Raw genomic sequence first — 12,536 nt, 5'->3', positions numbered from 1 at the left:
TCAACACATTTTCCCTATTAACTAATTTACATTTATAAACACTAAAAGCTGTGTAAAAGTGAAAAATTTACTTTTACACAGCTTTTCTTAGTTATCAACATACATTCTGTGGATAATGTGGATAATATTTCGTCTATTTTTCAATATTTATGGATATTTTAATATAAATATCCACATTATATATATTTTATAGAAAATTTGTTCTGTGGATACTTATTAATATTACATATCCCTAGCTTTATCTGCAAACTTTTGAACTTCACCTAACCAAACTAATTCAACAGACCCAGTTTCACCGTGTCTATTTTTAGCTATTAGTACTTCTCCAATATTTTTACTTTCTGAATCAGGATGATAATATTCATCTCTATATAAAAACATAACTATATCCGCATCTTGTTCTATAGAACCTGATTCTCTTAAATCTGATAACATAGGTCTATGATCTGCTCTTTGTTCTGGAGCACGAGATAACTGAGAAAGAGCAACAACTGGACAGTTAAGCTCCTTCGCTATTATTTTTAATGATCTAGATATCTTTGCTATCTCCTGTTGTCTACTTTCATTATTACCTTCACCTTCCATAAGCTGAAGATAGTCTATAAGTATTAAATCTAATCCTTTTTCTATTTTTAATTTTCTACACTTAGATCGTAGTTCTGATATTTTTATTCCAGGAGTATCATCTATGTGTATATTTGCATTAGATAAAACTGCCATAGCATCAATTATCCTTGGCCAATCATTTTCATCTAGTGTTCCCGTTTTTATCTTCTTTAATTCAACGTGTGACTGAGCTGCTAACATACGTTGTACTAATTGATCTTTAGACATTTCTAAGCTAAATACTGCAACAGACGCATCCCCTTTTAGAGCGGCATTTTGTACTAAATTTAGTGAAAATGCAGTTTTACCCATAGCAGGACGAGCTGCAATTAATATTAAGTCTGTTCTTTGAAGTCCATTTATTTTTTTATTTAAATCTTTGAACCCTGTAGTTATACCAGTTACATCACTTTTATTTGTATATAATTTTTCAATCATATCATAAGCATCTACTAAAACTTCATTTATAGATTTAAAGTCATCACTAGCTTTTTCTTGAGATATATCAAAAATTCTTTTTTCTGCTTTTTCTAATACTTCTTCTACTTTTACAGAATTTTCATAACCTAAATTTATAATATCATTAGAGGCTTTTATAAGCTGTCTAAGTACCGATTTTTCTTTTACTATATCAGCATAATACTTTACATTAGAAGTTGTAGGTACTATTGTAGAAAGACTTGTTATATAACTTATTCCTCCAACATCATCTAGATGTCCTTGTTTCCTTAATTCTTCTGTCAAAGTGATTAAATCTATAGGTTCATTTTTATTACTTAATTTAAGCATACTTTCATATATAATCTTATGAGCTTCTTTATAAAAATCACTTGATCTTATAGTCTCACTCACTGTAATTATTGCATCTTTATCAAGTAATATTGATCCAAGTATAGATTGTTCTGATTCCACACTATGGGGAGGTATTCTAGTTACGTCTTCCATTTATATCACCTCAAGTATACTATCTATTGTTTTTCTCTTACATCCACTCTTATTTTAGTTGTAACTTTTTGATGTATTTTTATTTCAACATTCATTGAACCTAATGTTCTTATCGGATCATTTAATAATACTTTTCTTTTATCTACTACTATTTCATGTTGTTTTTTTAATTGTTCAGCTATATCTTTAGAAGTTATTGACCCAAATAATCTTCCACCATCTCCAGCTTTTGAATATATTACTATATTCATTTCTTCCATTTTTTTACCTAATTCTAGTGCTGCTTCATACTCTTTTTGAGCTTTATTTTCTGCTGCTTTATTCTTTTCATTTAATTCCTTTACTGCTGTATTATCTGCTACTACTGCCATTTTTTTAGGTAATAAGAAGTTTCTTGCATATCCATCACTTACTTCTTTCACTTCACCTTTTTTACCCGTTCCCTTTACATCTTTTAATAAAATAACTTTCATCTAATCTTCCTCCTGTAAATATTGTTCTATTATTTCATATACTATTTTATAGGCATGGTTTAAACTCATATTTTCAAGCTGTGCTCCAGCTATATCCATATGTCCACCTCCACCTAATTTTTCCATAAGTACCTGTACATTTATATTTCCAAAAGACCTGGCACTTATAAATACAGTATCATCTTTTCTTCCTAAAACAAACGACGCTTCTATTCCTTTTACACTTAATAATTCATCTGCCGCCTGCGCAATTACAACATTTATATTTTCTATTTCTCTATCAGAATATGCTAATGCAATTTTGTTATTTATTATTTTTGAATTTTTTATAATATCTGCTTTTGTTATAAAGTCTTGGACATCTGAGTTAAATAATTTTTTAACTTCTACAGTATCTGCCCCTACCTTTTTAAGATAAGATGCTGCTTCAAATGTTCTAACACCTGTTTTAAATGCAAAATTCTTTGTATCTAAACTTATACCGGCTAAAAGGCCTTCTGCTGTTGTTTTATTTATTTTTATATCGCCTTCCATATATTGAACTAACTCTGTAACCATCTCACATGTTGAGGATACATATATTTCATGGAATAATAGTACTGCATCATTTATAAATTCCACCCCTCTTCTATGGTGGTCTATAACTACTATTTTTTTAGTTAAACTTAATAGTTCTGGACATTCAGTATAGCTCGGTCTATGAGTATCAACAACTACTACTAGTGTATCTTTATTACAATTTCTAATAGCATCATCTTTGCTTATAAATATATTTTTATAATACTCTTTTTCTTCTAAACGCATTACAAATTCATCTATAGACTCATTAGACGACTCTAAAACTATATTTGCAGACTTATTACAAGACTTACATATATCGTAAATACCAACTGCAGATCCCATTGCATCCATATCAGGATATTTGTGTCCCATTATATAGACTTGGCTACTTCCTAATATAACTTCTCTCAAAGCATGACCTATTAATCTTGATTTTACCTTAGTTGTTTTTTCAACAGCTTTAGACTTACCACCATAAAATGCAAATTTATCTTTTGTCTTTATAACTGCTTGATCTCCACCCCTACCTAATGCTAGGTCTAGGGCACCATTTGCTAGTTTAAAGTTTTCATTTACAGTTTCACCATCTATACCTACCCCCATACTAATAGTTATAGGTAATGCATTTCCATGATTAATATCTCTTATATTATCCAATATAGCAAACTTGCTATTTTCTATTGCCTCTAACTCTTTTTTGTTCATAATTAATATAAACTTATCTTTTGATGTTCTTTTTAAAGCACCATTAGTATTTGTTTCTAATGAAGTTAACATCTTTTCTATTTCTAAGTTTATCAAAGGTCTATTTTCTTCACTTGTACTTTTTAAAACTTCATCATATCCATCAACTTGAATAAGCATAATAACATTTTTTTCATCATTATACATTTTTTCTAGATTTAGATATTCAGTTTTATCAATCCAATAAAGCATCATAAGATACTTTGCATTTTTCTCTTGTTCATTCTTTATTACATTATAAACTACCGTATATTGTCTATCCTTATATGTTACCTCTGTGTATAATTCTTTATTCTCATTCAATACTTTTCTAAGATTCAAATTCTTGATTATACTATCTATGTTTACACCTAATAAATCTGATGACTCTGTCATTTTATAAAACTTATTATTATACCAAGATATTCTTCCATCAAATTCAAGTATACAAAGAGGTATTGGAAGATGCATTATAGCCTTTTTGGTTGTCTCATCTATATCTAAAGATAAGTTTTGAATATATTTAGTCCATTCTTTTTTTCTAATATTCGCTATTCTCCAATTATGAAAGACTATATATATAAAACCAAAGAAAAATAAACAACCTATATATAAATTATAGAAAATTAACATAGAACTCATTAACCCTATAATTATTATATATATATTTATTTCCGGCATATTTATTTTAAAACTTGGCTTGCTCCTCATTTCTACCCTCCTAATTGGATTTATAGCTTCTCACCTTTCTAAAATCAATTACACTGTCTAACATTCCTAAAAATGATATTCCCATTGTACCAAATATTCCTAATGCCAATCCTGATATTAGTATATTTTTACCAGTTCCTTGCTTAATCCATTTTTTTATGTAGTATATAGCTACCGCAATTCCCTGTACAATAAACATGAAATTAAATACCATTTGTAAGTTAAACATTATTGATTCTGTATATAATCCTATTTTCATAAATCCTAGTAATAGAACTAATAAATATAATAATAAAGATGTTCCTACTGCATTCCCTGGTAAATAAAAATCTCTAAATGTAGGCTTTTGCAAACTTAAAATTCTTGTTCTCTTTAACATAAATACTTCTAAGTAATATGTTATAAATGAAGCTATTAGTCCCTGTAAAAATAACATCGTTGGTATCATATTTTTTATAATGTATAATATACCTTCTATATTTAGATTTTTATATAATTCTACATTCATTTCATTCATAATACTAATTTGTTGTTGGAAAGTTGAAGACATTATTTGGTTAAATTCCTCAATTAAATTTACCTTAAATATTATTTTAGCTATGAAATAAAATGTAATTGTGCAAATTATATATATTATCGTACCACCATATATTGGCTCAAACTTATTACCATCATTATTTATAGTCTGTTTAGCTAGTTTACCTATAACTAAACCTGGAACTACACTCATTATGCATGTACTTACAGAATATATAGGATCTACACAAAACATAACTACAAAAAAAGTAACTAATAGTGATAAAAAAGCATATTTATTTTCACATAGTGTACCTATTATTGCAAATGGCACTGGTATTGTTAAGGCTAGTATTCCCAGCATCGGAACGTATGTTGATACTAAAACTAATATAATACCTAATGTGGCTATCAATGTGGCTTGTGATATGCCAAACTTTTTATTCAATTAGAATCACTCCTTATTGTCCATGTGTTTTTGTAAGTTAGATAAGTCCCCATACCAACTTTCTATACTATGTTCTTCTTTTATTCCTATTTTTATCTTTTCTTTAATTTTATAATCTATATCTTTAAAACTTATCCCAAGTCTTTTCGCCAAAAGGTATGTAATCATTATAATATTTGCTAAAGTATCTTGTAATAATTCATCTACAGGTTTTACTCCCTTGAATAAAAGATTAAATAAGTCACTTAAGCTCATTAATAATTCATTCTTCATCCATTCTATTATTTTTACATTTTTTGTAACTTCAGAACCTTTATCAAATCTCAAAATTTCCCCCTCCTTAATATATAAACATTATACCATAATTTAATATATATAAGCAGATAAAATGGATAAACAAAAAACGAGCCCTAAGGCTCGTTTTTTGTTTCAGACTAAATCTTAGTCTAAAGTGTATGGTAAAAGTGCTATGTTTCTAGCTCTTTTTATAGCAACTGTTAATTCTCTTTGGTGCTTAGCACAAGTTCCAGAGATTCTTCTTGGTAATATTTTACCTCTTTCAGTTACGTATTTTTGTAATCTTTGAGTGTTTTTGTAGTCTATTCTAGCATCTTTAGAAGCACAGAATTGACAAACTCTTTTCTTTTTACGTCTTTTCTTGTTTACCATGTGTGTTCCCCTCCTTTTCTAAAATGGTATATCATCGTCATCTATAGCTTGGAATCCTTGTGGGTCTAATCCTTGTGGTTCAAAGCTTGGTTCAAATGTCGGTTCTGAACCTCTAGATGCATCTGGATATGGACTATCCGTTCTATTTCTATTGCTATCTAAGGCTTGTACATTACGAGCACTTACCTTAGTAAAAGTTCTATTTTCTCCTGTTTGAGATTTATATTGGTCAATTCTTATTGAACCTTGTATAGCAACTAATCTTCCCTTAGAAATATAGTTTGCACAAAATTCAGCAGGCTTTCCCATTACCTCAACAGGTATAAAGTCTGTTTCTTTTGTTCCATCTTTTTTAGTATAATCTCTATCGATGGCAACAGAAAATGTAGCAACTGGTGTTCCTGTTCCTGGAATATATCTAAGTTCAGGATCCCTTGTTAATCTACCGACTAATACAACATGGTTCATAAAAACACCATCCTAATTTATAATAAGACTCTTAGTTATTAAGCAACAACTATCATATGTCTTATTACGTTTTCGTTTATCTTTAAGTTTCTGTCTACTTCTTTAGGAACGTCAACAGCAGCCTTAAAGTTAACTAATACGTAGTGACCTTCGTTGAACTTAGCTATTGGATAAGCTAATTTCTTAGTTCCCCAAACGTCAACGTTAACTACTTCACCAGCAGTAGCAACCACTTCTTTAACTTTGTTCATTACAGCTTCTCTTGCTTCTTCATCAGCATTTGGCTTAACAACGTATATTAATTCGTAATTTTTCATGTAATTCACCTCCCTTTGGACTTAACGGCTCTGCTACGCAGAGCAGAGAAATGAGAATAAATTCTCATACTTGCTTATTTTATCATTAAATAATAATATTGTCAATTTGATTTTCGTCCTTATTTATTTATTATTACATTTTTTTTATTTCTAATACGTATATTTTCGACTTATAATGATAATAATACTACTATATAGCCCCCATAACTTAAATATATTTCATCCCAATCTCCCCTAAAAAAGGTGGTCTTTTGACCACCTTTTTTATTATTTATTTATAATTTTTTTTACTCTTTTTTCTAATGTAGCTCTATCTAACATTATTAGTCTTGAACACTTAGTACATTTAACTTTTATATCCATACCTACTCTTGTTATTTCAAACTCTTTACATCCACAAGCATGTTGTTTCTTTAGTTCTACTATATCCCCAACTTTTAGATCCATCGGCATAAATTTATCCCTCCTAGCCTATTTCTTCTACAACTTTTTTTCCATCCAATGATTTTTGTATCTTGAATATTCCTTTGAAATCTACTTCACTTACTTTTAAAACATCTTTTACTTTATTTAGATCTTCAACTAAAAATCTGATTGATATACCACAGCTAGCAGTTATTTCTCTTGGTGTTGGTAATGTTGTGCATTTTATCTCATTTTCTATAAATATTTTTTCCGTTCTTATAGCATGATGAGTTGAATTAAATGATACTATATACATTTCATTCATAATTTTTAAATCCTCTTTTCTATATAATCATTTTAATTATTAAAAGGCTACATATGTTATTATATGTAGCCTTTTAATAATTATCTTTAAGTGAACATTATATTGATATAGTCTGTAATGACTTATTCATTGTTTCTACAATAGTGTACATATTGGTTATAGAACCTACTTGTACCTTTTCTTTTAGACCATAGTAATCTAAGCAAGTTCCACAAGATAGTATTTCTACACCAGATTCTTCTAATATTTTAAGATTCTCTACAATAGCTTCATTCTCTGTAGTTAATTTAACACCACCATTGACAAATATTATATGTTTTGGATAAGGCTTAGACTCAGTTAAAGTATATATAAATCCCTTTATTAATACTTTACCTAGTTCTTCATTACCGTCTCCCATTTTATCTGATGATATAAATATACACTTATCTTCTAAGGCAATATTTTCATTTTTTTCTATTATATCATTTTCTCCCTTTTTTATCTCTATAGAAATTAAATCTTTTTCTTCTTTAATAATTTTTGCTTCACAGTTTAATGAATTTGCTAATTTGATTATATTTTCTTTTGATATAGCATTATCTACAGTAGTAACAACTATTCCTGATTCAATCTTATCTAATTCTTTTTTTGTATTTATAACAGGCATTGGGCAATTTAATCCCCTTGCATCAACTTCTACTTTCATATTCTAAACCATTCCTTTCTAATTTATTTTAAATTAATTCTATCATAAAAATTTTCTATATCATTAATATTTAATTTATTTTAAATATCTTTATTTCATCTTCATATATAACAGCAATAGATTCATCTCCCAAATACTTTATTTCTTTTATGTTATCATTAAACTTACTTATTTCTTCTAACTTGCTATTATAAATAATATTACTTGAATATAATACATATGTATCATCTATAACTTCTAATTTTAGATCTTCTCCTTTTGTTTTTATTACCTTAAACTTTCCATCCTCTATGTATCCCCATTTATTCTTAGAATCTTTAATATATAAATTACTATTATTATATTCTTCAATTTCACATATTCCATCTATTGGTATATGTTCTTTTTGACTTAAAGTTTTGTCTAAAAGTTGTATACTATTTTCAAAAATCATGTATATAATTTCATCATTGTATATAATATCTAATATTATATTATTAAAGCTTATTTCATTTTTTATATTTCCATTTGAATCTATTAAAATAACCTTATTTTCAATATCATCTAAAATATCTATGTGGATACTAATATATCGTTATCTATAGATATTAAATTAGTTACTTTCCCATCTATTTCTACTCTATTATTTATTTCTCCTCCACTATCTATAATCTTCATTAACTCTTTATCTTCACTATTTAATATATTAACAAATACATAATCACTCATGCTTTTATATAATATAGAATTTGCTGAAACAGATGTGCTAAACATTAATTTTCCATTTTCATTTAGGCTAAATCCTTTATTAGTCTTTTTATTTAAAATATCTATATAGTTATTAATAGATAAATTTATATCTTCAGAACTTATAGCTTGGCTATATGCTTCTTTTCCATCTTTATCTATAATTTTAAGTTTATTATTACTAACTAAGCATAAAGTTCCATTATAAGTCTTATATTTATCGTCTTTGTTTATATCTATAGATTTTACCTCTTTAAAGAGTAACTTTCTTGGGCTGAAAAGTTAAAAATACTTATTTTACTAGGATTTATAAATATTAATAATACTAGTGCTACTATTGCTATCAATAATGTTAATTTCTTCATAACTACCATCTCCTAACCTCTATTATTTAATTCTATATAAAAAAAAAGACTCCTTTCATAAAGAGTCTTTTAAATTATTTCTAAATTTTTATATACAAATACACCTTTTTGATAGTATTCTAATTCTTTTTCTTTTGAAATATATGAATATAATTGACCTAACTCTATATATAAATTTGCAAGTAGCTTTGGCTCTTCTAAATTAGAAACTATTGCTATACATTTACTTATATATTCTATCGCTAAATCTATTTCTTTTTCTTTTATATATATATCAGCATAGAACTTTAAAGATTTGTACTCACACATTTTGTTTTTATTTTTTATAGATGAAGCTAAAGTTAACTTACAATACTTTCTAGCTAAGCTATGCTCACCTTCATCTATATAAGACTGTATCATATGAAATAATCCATCTAACATATACTGATCTTCGTCATTTTTCTTTATATCATAAGCCTTTTGAGAGTATTCTAAAACTTTTTCACTATCTCCTATATTAGAATAAACATCACTTATTGTTAAATATATTTTTGCTAATTTATCTTTATCTTCTTCTTTTTCAATTAATTCCAATGCTCTTCTGAAATATTCTTTTGATTCTTCATAATTACTCATACTAAACAAACTTTTTGCTTTTAGGACTATCATTTCAGCTTCTTCTTTTACTGAATTATTTCTTTCTAAGTCGTTTATTTTCTCTATATATTTTAACGAATTCTGTGGCTGGTCTAATTTCATATAACAACTAGCCATCTTGCTATATAATTCTTTATATAAATTAACATCTTCTTCATTTATATCATCTAGTATTTCTTCTGCAAAGTTAAAATGACTTATAGCACCTTTATAAAATTCTTCTTTATTGTAAACTTCCCCTATATATAAGTAGCATTTAAATATATTTTTTTTATCATTATTTTTTATAAAGAAAAATAATGCTCTCTCAAAGCTTCCAATTGCATTTCCATAATCTTCCCTTTGTAAATGTATGTTAGCTAATAAAAAGTTACATTTACCATAATTATCAGTTAAATTATATTCTTTACAAATTTGTAAAGCCTGTATAATATGCTCCTCTGCTATTTCTAGTGCGTCACTTTTTATATATATTTCACTTTGAAGTATTAAGTTGTCAGTTATTTTCTTTGCTTGCATTTCTTTTGTTTCTAACAAATAATCAGTGCTAACTTCTAACCTTTTAGCTAAATAATCTAGTAATTCGTAGCTTGTATGGGATTTATCTCTCTCTATATGACTTATCTGAGCTGCAGTAATCCTATCTCCTGCTAATTCCTTTAATGTCATATTTTTTTCTTTTCTAAGCTTTTTTATTTTTTCGCCCAAACTTAAAATATGCATATCTACTCACCCCTAACCCACTTAACTCATTTTCTTATTTTATAATATAATTATAACTTATGTTTATCTTAAAAACACTATCTAAATTTACAATATTTTCCTAACTTTTATTATTTTCACATAATATGTATATTTTCTAAAAAAAATAAGGTAATATCTTCAAATTTTAAGATATTCCCTTATTTTTTTTAATTATTATTAACAATTTCTTTTAATGCATTTATAACTTTATCTATTTCTTCTTTTGTATTAAAATACCCTAAGCTAAACCTAACAACACCTTGTTCTAATGTTCCTAATGTCATATGAGCTAATGGCGAACAATGAATACCAGATCTAACTGCTATATCATATTGACTATCTAATAAAAATGTCACTTCTCCTGAGTCCATATTCCCTAAATTTAAAGCTATTACTGCAGCTTTTTCTTTTACATTATTCGGTCCATATATTATTACATTGGGAACTTCATTTAATCTATCCATCATATACTGACATAAGTCTTCCTCATGTTCTCTTATCTTATCTATACCTTCTTCTAATATAAATTTAACACCTGCATTCAAACCTGCAATACCAGGCGTATTATGTGTCCCTGATTCATATTTGTCTGGAACTAAGTTAGGCTGAAATAAATCCTCAGATTTACTACCTGTTCCTCCCTCTTTTAGTATATTTATATTTAATCCTTCTTTTATATATAAGATACCTGTACCTTGAGGTCCAAACAAACATTTGTGACCTGGTGCTGCTAACATATCTATATTCATCTCTTTTATATCAATATTATAAACTCCAGCAGTTTGTGATGCATCTACTAAGTATAAAATATTATGTTTCTTTGCAATCTCGCCGACCTTCTTTATATCTACCAATGTTCCACATACATTTGAAGCATGTGTTGTAACTATTAATTTAGTATTCGGCTTAATTGCTTTTTCTAATTCTTTTACATTTAGAAATCCATGTTCGTCACAATTAACAACTGTATTTTCTACTCCATATGCCTCTAATGCTTTTATAGGTCTTATCACTGAGTTGTGTTCCATACTCGTTGTTATTATATGGTCATTTTCATTAACACTACCTTTAATAGCTAAGTTTAATGAATCTGTAGCATTGGAAGTAAATATAATATTCATGGGATTATCTATATTAAATAATTTTGCTATATTTTCTCTTGCATCATATATTTCTCTTGCAGCCCTCATTGATAATTTATGACCTGCTCTACCTGGATTAGCACAGTAGTTTTTCATACAATCTGAAATTGCATTATAAACTGATTCTGGCTTTGGAAATGTAGTTGCTGCATTATCTAAATAAATCATATTTTATTTCCTTTCTTAAAGGCTTATACCTCTTCAAGTAACATAGATACTATATTGTTTAATTCATCTTCATTATAGTATTCAATTTCTATCTTTCCTTTTTTCTTACCTCTAGATATATTCACCTTTGTTCCAAATATGTTCCTTAATCTTTCTTCTACATCTACAATAAATATATCTTTTTCTTTTTTGCTAGGAATTTTAACCTCTTTATCTTCACTTATTTTCTTTGCTAGACCTTCTGTTGCTCTTACAGAAAGTTCTTCTTCTACAATTTTTTTCGCAATTTCTAATTGCTTATCTAAATCTGTTATTCTAAGTAGAGCTTTTCCATGTCCAGCTGTTATTTCTCCATATTCTATCATTGATAAAACTTCATCTTTTAAATTAAGAAGTCTAATAGTATTTGTTATATGAGGTCTACTTTTGCCTACTGCTTCAGATATCTCTTCTTGAGTTACATGATGATTATCAATTAAGCTTTTATATGCTAATGCTTCCTCTACTGGATTTAAATCTTCTCTTTGTAAGTTCTCAATAAGAGCTATCTCCATTATATCTCTTAATGGTAAATCTTTTACAACTGCAGGAATTGATTCTTTTTGTGCTTTCTTGCTAGCTCTATATCTTCTTTCTCCCGCTATTATCATATATTTACCATTTTCATCAGGTTTTACAACTATAGGTTGTAAAACTCCATAAGATTTAATAGATTCTGATAATGTTGTTATTTTTTCTTCATCAAATACTTTTCTTGGTTGATCACCATTAGGATATACTTTATCTATATCTAATTCTATTATTTCTTTTTTGTCAAAATCCATCTGTACTTCTGGTATCAATGCACTAAGTCCTTTCCCTAATCTGTTGCTTCTTTTAGATACTCTCTTCTCCATA

The 12,536-nt window shown here is 27.5% G+C and carries 16 protein-coding genes; all 16 read right to left on the bottom strand.

Going from position 1 to position 12,536, the window contains the following annotated elements; genetic code table 11:
• Window positions 1-222: 222 nt before the first annotated feature.
• Window positions 223-1,551, bottom strand: a complete 1,329-nt coding sequence (dnaB, locus tag EIH23_RS14075) for a replicative DNA helicase (RefSeq protein WP_122641069.1) — start codon at window positions 1,549-1,551, stop codon at window positions 223-225.
• Between the two features lie 23 nt (window positions 1,552-1,574).
• Entirely contained in the window at window positions 1,575-2,024 is a 450-nt protein-coding gene (gene rplI, locus EIH23_RS14070) for a 50S ribosomal protein L9 (RefSeq protein WP_122641068.1), read from the bottom strand.
• The gene (locus tag EIH23_RS14065; protein ID WP_122641067.1) at window positions 2,025-4,019 is read right to left on the bottom strand and encodes a DHH family phosphoesterase; all 1,995 of its coding nucleotides are present in this window, start codon (window positions 4,017-4,019) and stop codon (window positions 2,025-2,027) included.
• Window positions 4,020-4,029: 10 nt separating this feature from the next.
• Window positions 4,030-4,983: a DUF2232 domain-containing protein gene (locus EIH23_RS14060; protein WP_122641066.1), complete on the bottom strand. Its 954-nt coding sequence runs from the start codon at window positions 4,981-4,983 to the stop codon at window positions 4,030-4,032.
• A gap of 6 nt (window positions 4,984-4,989) precedes the next feature.
• Window positions 4,990-5,310, bottom strand: coding sequence for a MazG-like family protein (locus EIH23_RS14055; protein ID WP_122641065.1), 321 nt, complete (start codon window positions 5,308-5,310; stop codon window positions 4,990-4,992).
• A 114-nt stretch (window positions 5,311-5,424) separates the two neighbouring features.
• Window positions 5,425-5,652 (bottom strand): 30S ribosomal protein S18, encoded by a 228-nt coding sequence (rpsR, locus tag EIH23_RS14050; RefSeq protein ID WP_122641064.1) that lies wholly within the window; start codon window positions 5,650-5,652, stop codon window positions 5,425-5,427.
• An 18-nt stretch (window positions 5,653-5,670) separates the two neighbouring features.
• Window positions 5,671-6,120 carry a single-stranded DNA-binding protein gene (locus tag EIH23_RS14045; protein WP_122641063.1) on the bottom strand — a complete coding sequence of 150 codons (450 nt, stop codon included), beginning with the start codon at window positions 6,118-6,120 and terminating at the stop codon, window positions 5,671-5,673.
• A gap of 38 nt (window positions 6,121-6,158) precedes the next feature.
• Window positions 6,159-6,437: a 30S ribosomal protein S6 gene (rpsF, locus tag EIH23_RS14040; protein ID WP_122641062.1), complete on the bottom strand. Its 279-nt coding sequence runs from the start codon at window positions 6,435-6,437 to the stop codon at window positions 6,159-6,161.
• Window positions 6,438-6,704: 267 nt separating this feature from the next.
• Window positions 6,705-6,890 (bottom strand): DUF951 domain-containing protein, encoded by a 186-nt coding sequence (locus EIH23_RS14035; RefSeq protein ID WP_122641061.1) that lies wholly within the window; start codon window positions 6,888-6,890, stop codon window positions 6,705-6,707.
• Between the two features lie 13 nt (window positions 6,891-6,903).
• The gene (locus EIH23_RS14030; RefSeq protein ID WP_122641060.1) at window positions 6,904-7,167 is read right to left on the bottom strand and encodes a DUF3343 domain-containing protein; all 264 of its coding nucleotides are present in this window, start codon (window positions 7,165-7,167) and stop codon (window positions 6,904-6,906) included.
• A 97-nt stretch (window positions 7,168-7,264) separates the two neighbouring features.
• A complete protein-coding gene (yedF, locus tag EIH23_RS14025; protein WP_122641059.1) occupies window positions 7,265-7,855 on the bottom strand; it encodes a sulfurtransferase-like selenium metabolism protein YedF in 591 nt (196 codons plus the stop codon).
• 70 nt (window positions 7,856-7,925) lie between these two features.
• Window positions 7,926-8,288 carry a hypothetical protein gene (locus EIH23_RS14020; RefSeq protein ID WP_122641058.1) on the bottom strand — a complete coding sequence of 121 codons (363 nt, stop codon included), beginning with the start codon at window positions 8,286-8,288 and terminating at the stop codon, window positions 7,926-7,928.
• 119 nt (window positions 8,289-8,407) lie between these two features.
• On the bottom strand, window positions 8,408-8,608 hold the full coding sequence (locus EIH23_RS14015) for a hypothetical protein (protein WP_122641057.1): 201 nt from the start codon (window positions 8,606-8,608) through the stop codon (window positions 8,408-8,410).
• A gap of 407 nt (window positions 8,609-9,015) precedes the next feature.
• Window positions 9,016-10,308 carry a helix-turn-helix domain-containing protein gene (locus EIH23_RS14010; RefSeq protein ID WP_122641056.1) on the bottom strand — a complete coding sequence of 431 codons (1,293 nt, stop codon included), beginning with the start codon at window positions 10,306-10,308 and terminating at the stop codon, window positions 9,016-9,018.
• A gap of 188 nt (window positions 10,309-10,496) precedes the next feature.
• Window positions 10,497-11,639 carry an aminotransferase class V-fold PLP-dependent enzyme gene (locus EIH23_RS14005; protein ID WP_122641055.1) on the bottom strand — a complete coding sequence of 381 codons (1,143 nt, stop codon included), beginning with the start codon at window positions 11,637-11,639 and terminating at the stop codon, window positions 10,497-10,499.
• A gap of 23 nt (window positions 11,640-11,662) precedes the next feature.
• A complete protein-coding gene (locus EIH23_RS14000; RefSeq protein ID WP_122641054.1) occupies window positions 11,663-12,535 on the bottom strand; it encodes a ParB/RepB/Spo0J family partition protein in 873 nt (290 codons plus the stop codon).
• Between the last annotated feature and the right edge of the window lies 1 nt (window position 12,536).

The sequence above is a fragment of the Romboutsia sp. Marseille-P6047 genome, from assembly GCF_900604535.1.
Lineage (GTDB): Bacteria > Bacillota > Clostridia > Peptostreptococcales > Peptostreptococcaceae > Romboutsia_E.
The sequence above is the reverse complement of the archived record's forward strand: the minus strand, read 5'-3'. Positions and strand labels throughout refer to the sequence as shown.

What these genes read in the sequence shown, in the direction of transcription:
- dnaB (WP_122641069.1), bottom strand. Translation starts at nt 1,551, where the DNA reads ATGGAAGACGTAACTAGAATACCTCCCCATAGTGTGGAATCAGAACAA.
- rplI (WP_122641068.1), bottom strand. Translation starts at nt 2,024, where the DNA reads ATGAAAGTTATTTTATTAAAAGATGTAAAGGGAACGGGTAAAAAAGGT.
- EIH23_RS14065 (WP_122641067.1), bottom strand. Translation starts at nt 4,019, where the DNA reads ATGAGGAGCAAGCCAAGTTTTAAAATAAATATGCCGGAAATAAATATA.
- rpsR (WP_122641064.1), bottom strand. Translation starts at nt 5,652, where the DNA reads ATGGTAAACAAGAAAAGACGTAAAAAGAAAAGAGTTTGTCAATTCTGT.
- EIH23_RS14045 (WP_122641063.1), bottom strand. Translation starts at nt 6,120, where the DNA reads ATGAACCATGTTGTATTAGTCGGTAGATTAACAAGGGATCCTGAACTT.
- rpsF (WP_122641062.1), bottom strand. Translation starts at nt 6,437, where the DNA reads ATGAAAAATTACGAATTAATATACGTTGTTAAGCCAAATGCTGATGAA.
- EIH23_RS14035 (WP_122641061.1), bottom strand. Translation starts at nt 6,890, where the DNA reads ATGCCGATGGATCTAAAAGTTGGGGATATAGTAGAACTAAAGAAACAA.
- EIH23_RS14030 (WP_122641060.1), bottom strand. Translation starts at nt 7,167, where the DNA reads ATGAATGAAATGTATATAGTATCATTTAATTCAACTCATCATGCTATA.
- yedF (WP_122641059.1), bottom strand. Translation starts at nt 7,855, where the DNA reads ATGAAAGTAGAAGTTGATGCAAGGGGATTAAATTGCCCAATGCCTGTT.
- EIH23_RS14020 (WP_122641058.1), bottom strand. Translation starts at nt 8,288, where the DNA reads ATGATTTTTGAAAATAGTATACAACTTTTAGACAAAACTTTAAGTCAA.
- EIH23_RS14015 (WP_122641057.1), bottom strand. Translation starts at nt 8,608, where the DNA reads ATGTTTAGCACATCTGTTTCAGCAAATTCTATATTATATAAAAGCATG.
- EIH23_RS14010 (WP_122641056.1), bottom strand. Translation starts at nt 10,308, where the DNA reads ATGCATATTTTAAGTTTGGGCGAAAAAATAAAAAAGCTTAGAAAAGAA.
- EIH23_RS14005 (WP_122641055.1), bottom strand. Translation starts at nt 11,639, where the DNA reads ATGATTTATTTAGATAATGCAGCAACTACATTTCCAAAGCCAGAATCA.
- EIH23_RS14000 (WP_122641054.1), bottom strand. Translation starts at nt 12,535, where the DNA reads ATGGAGAAGAGAGTATCTAAAAGAAGCAACAGATTAGGGAAAGGACTT.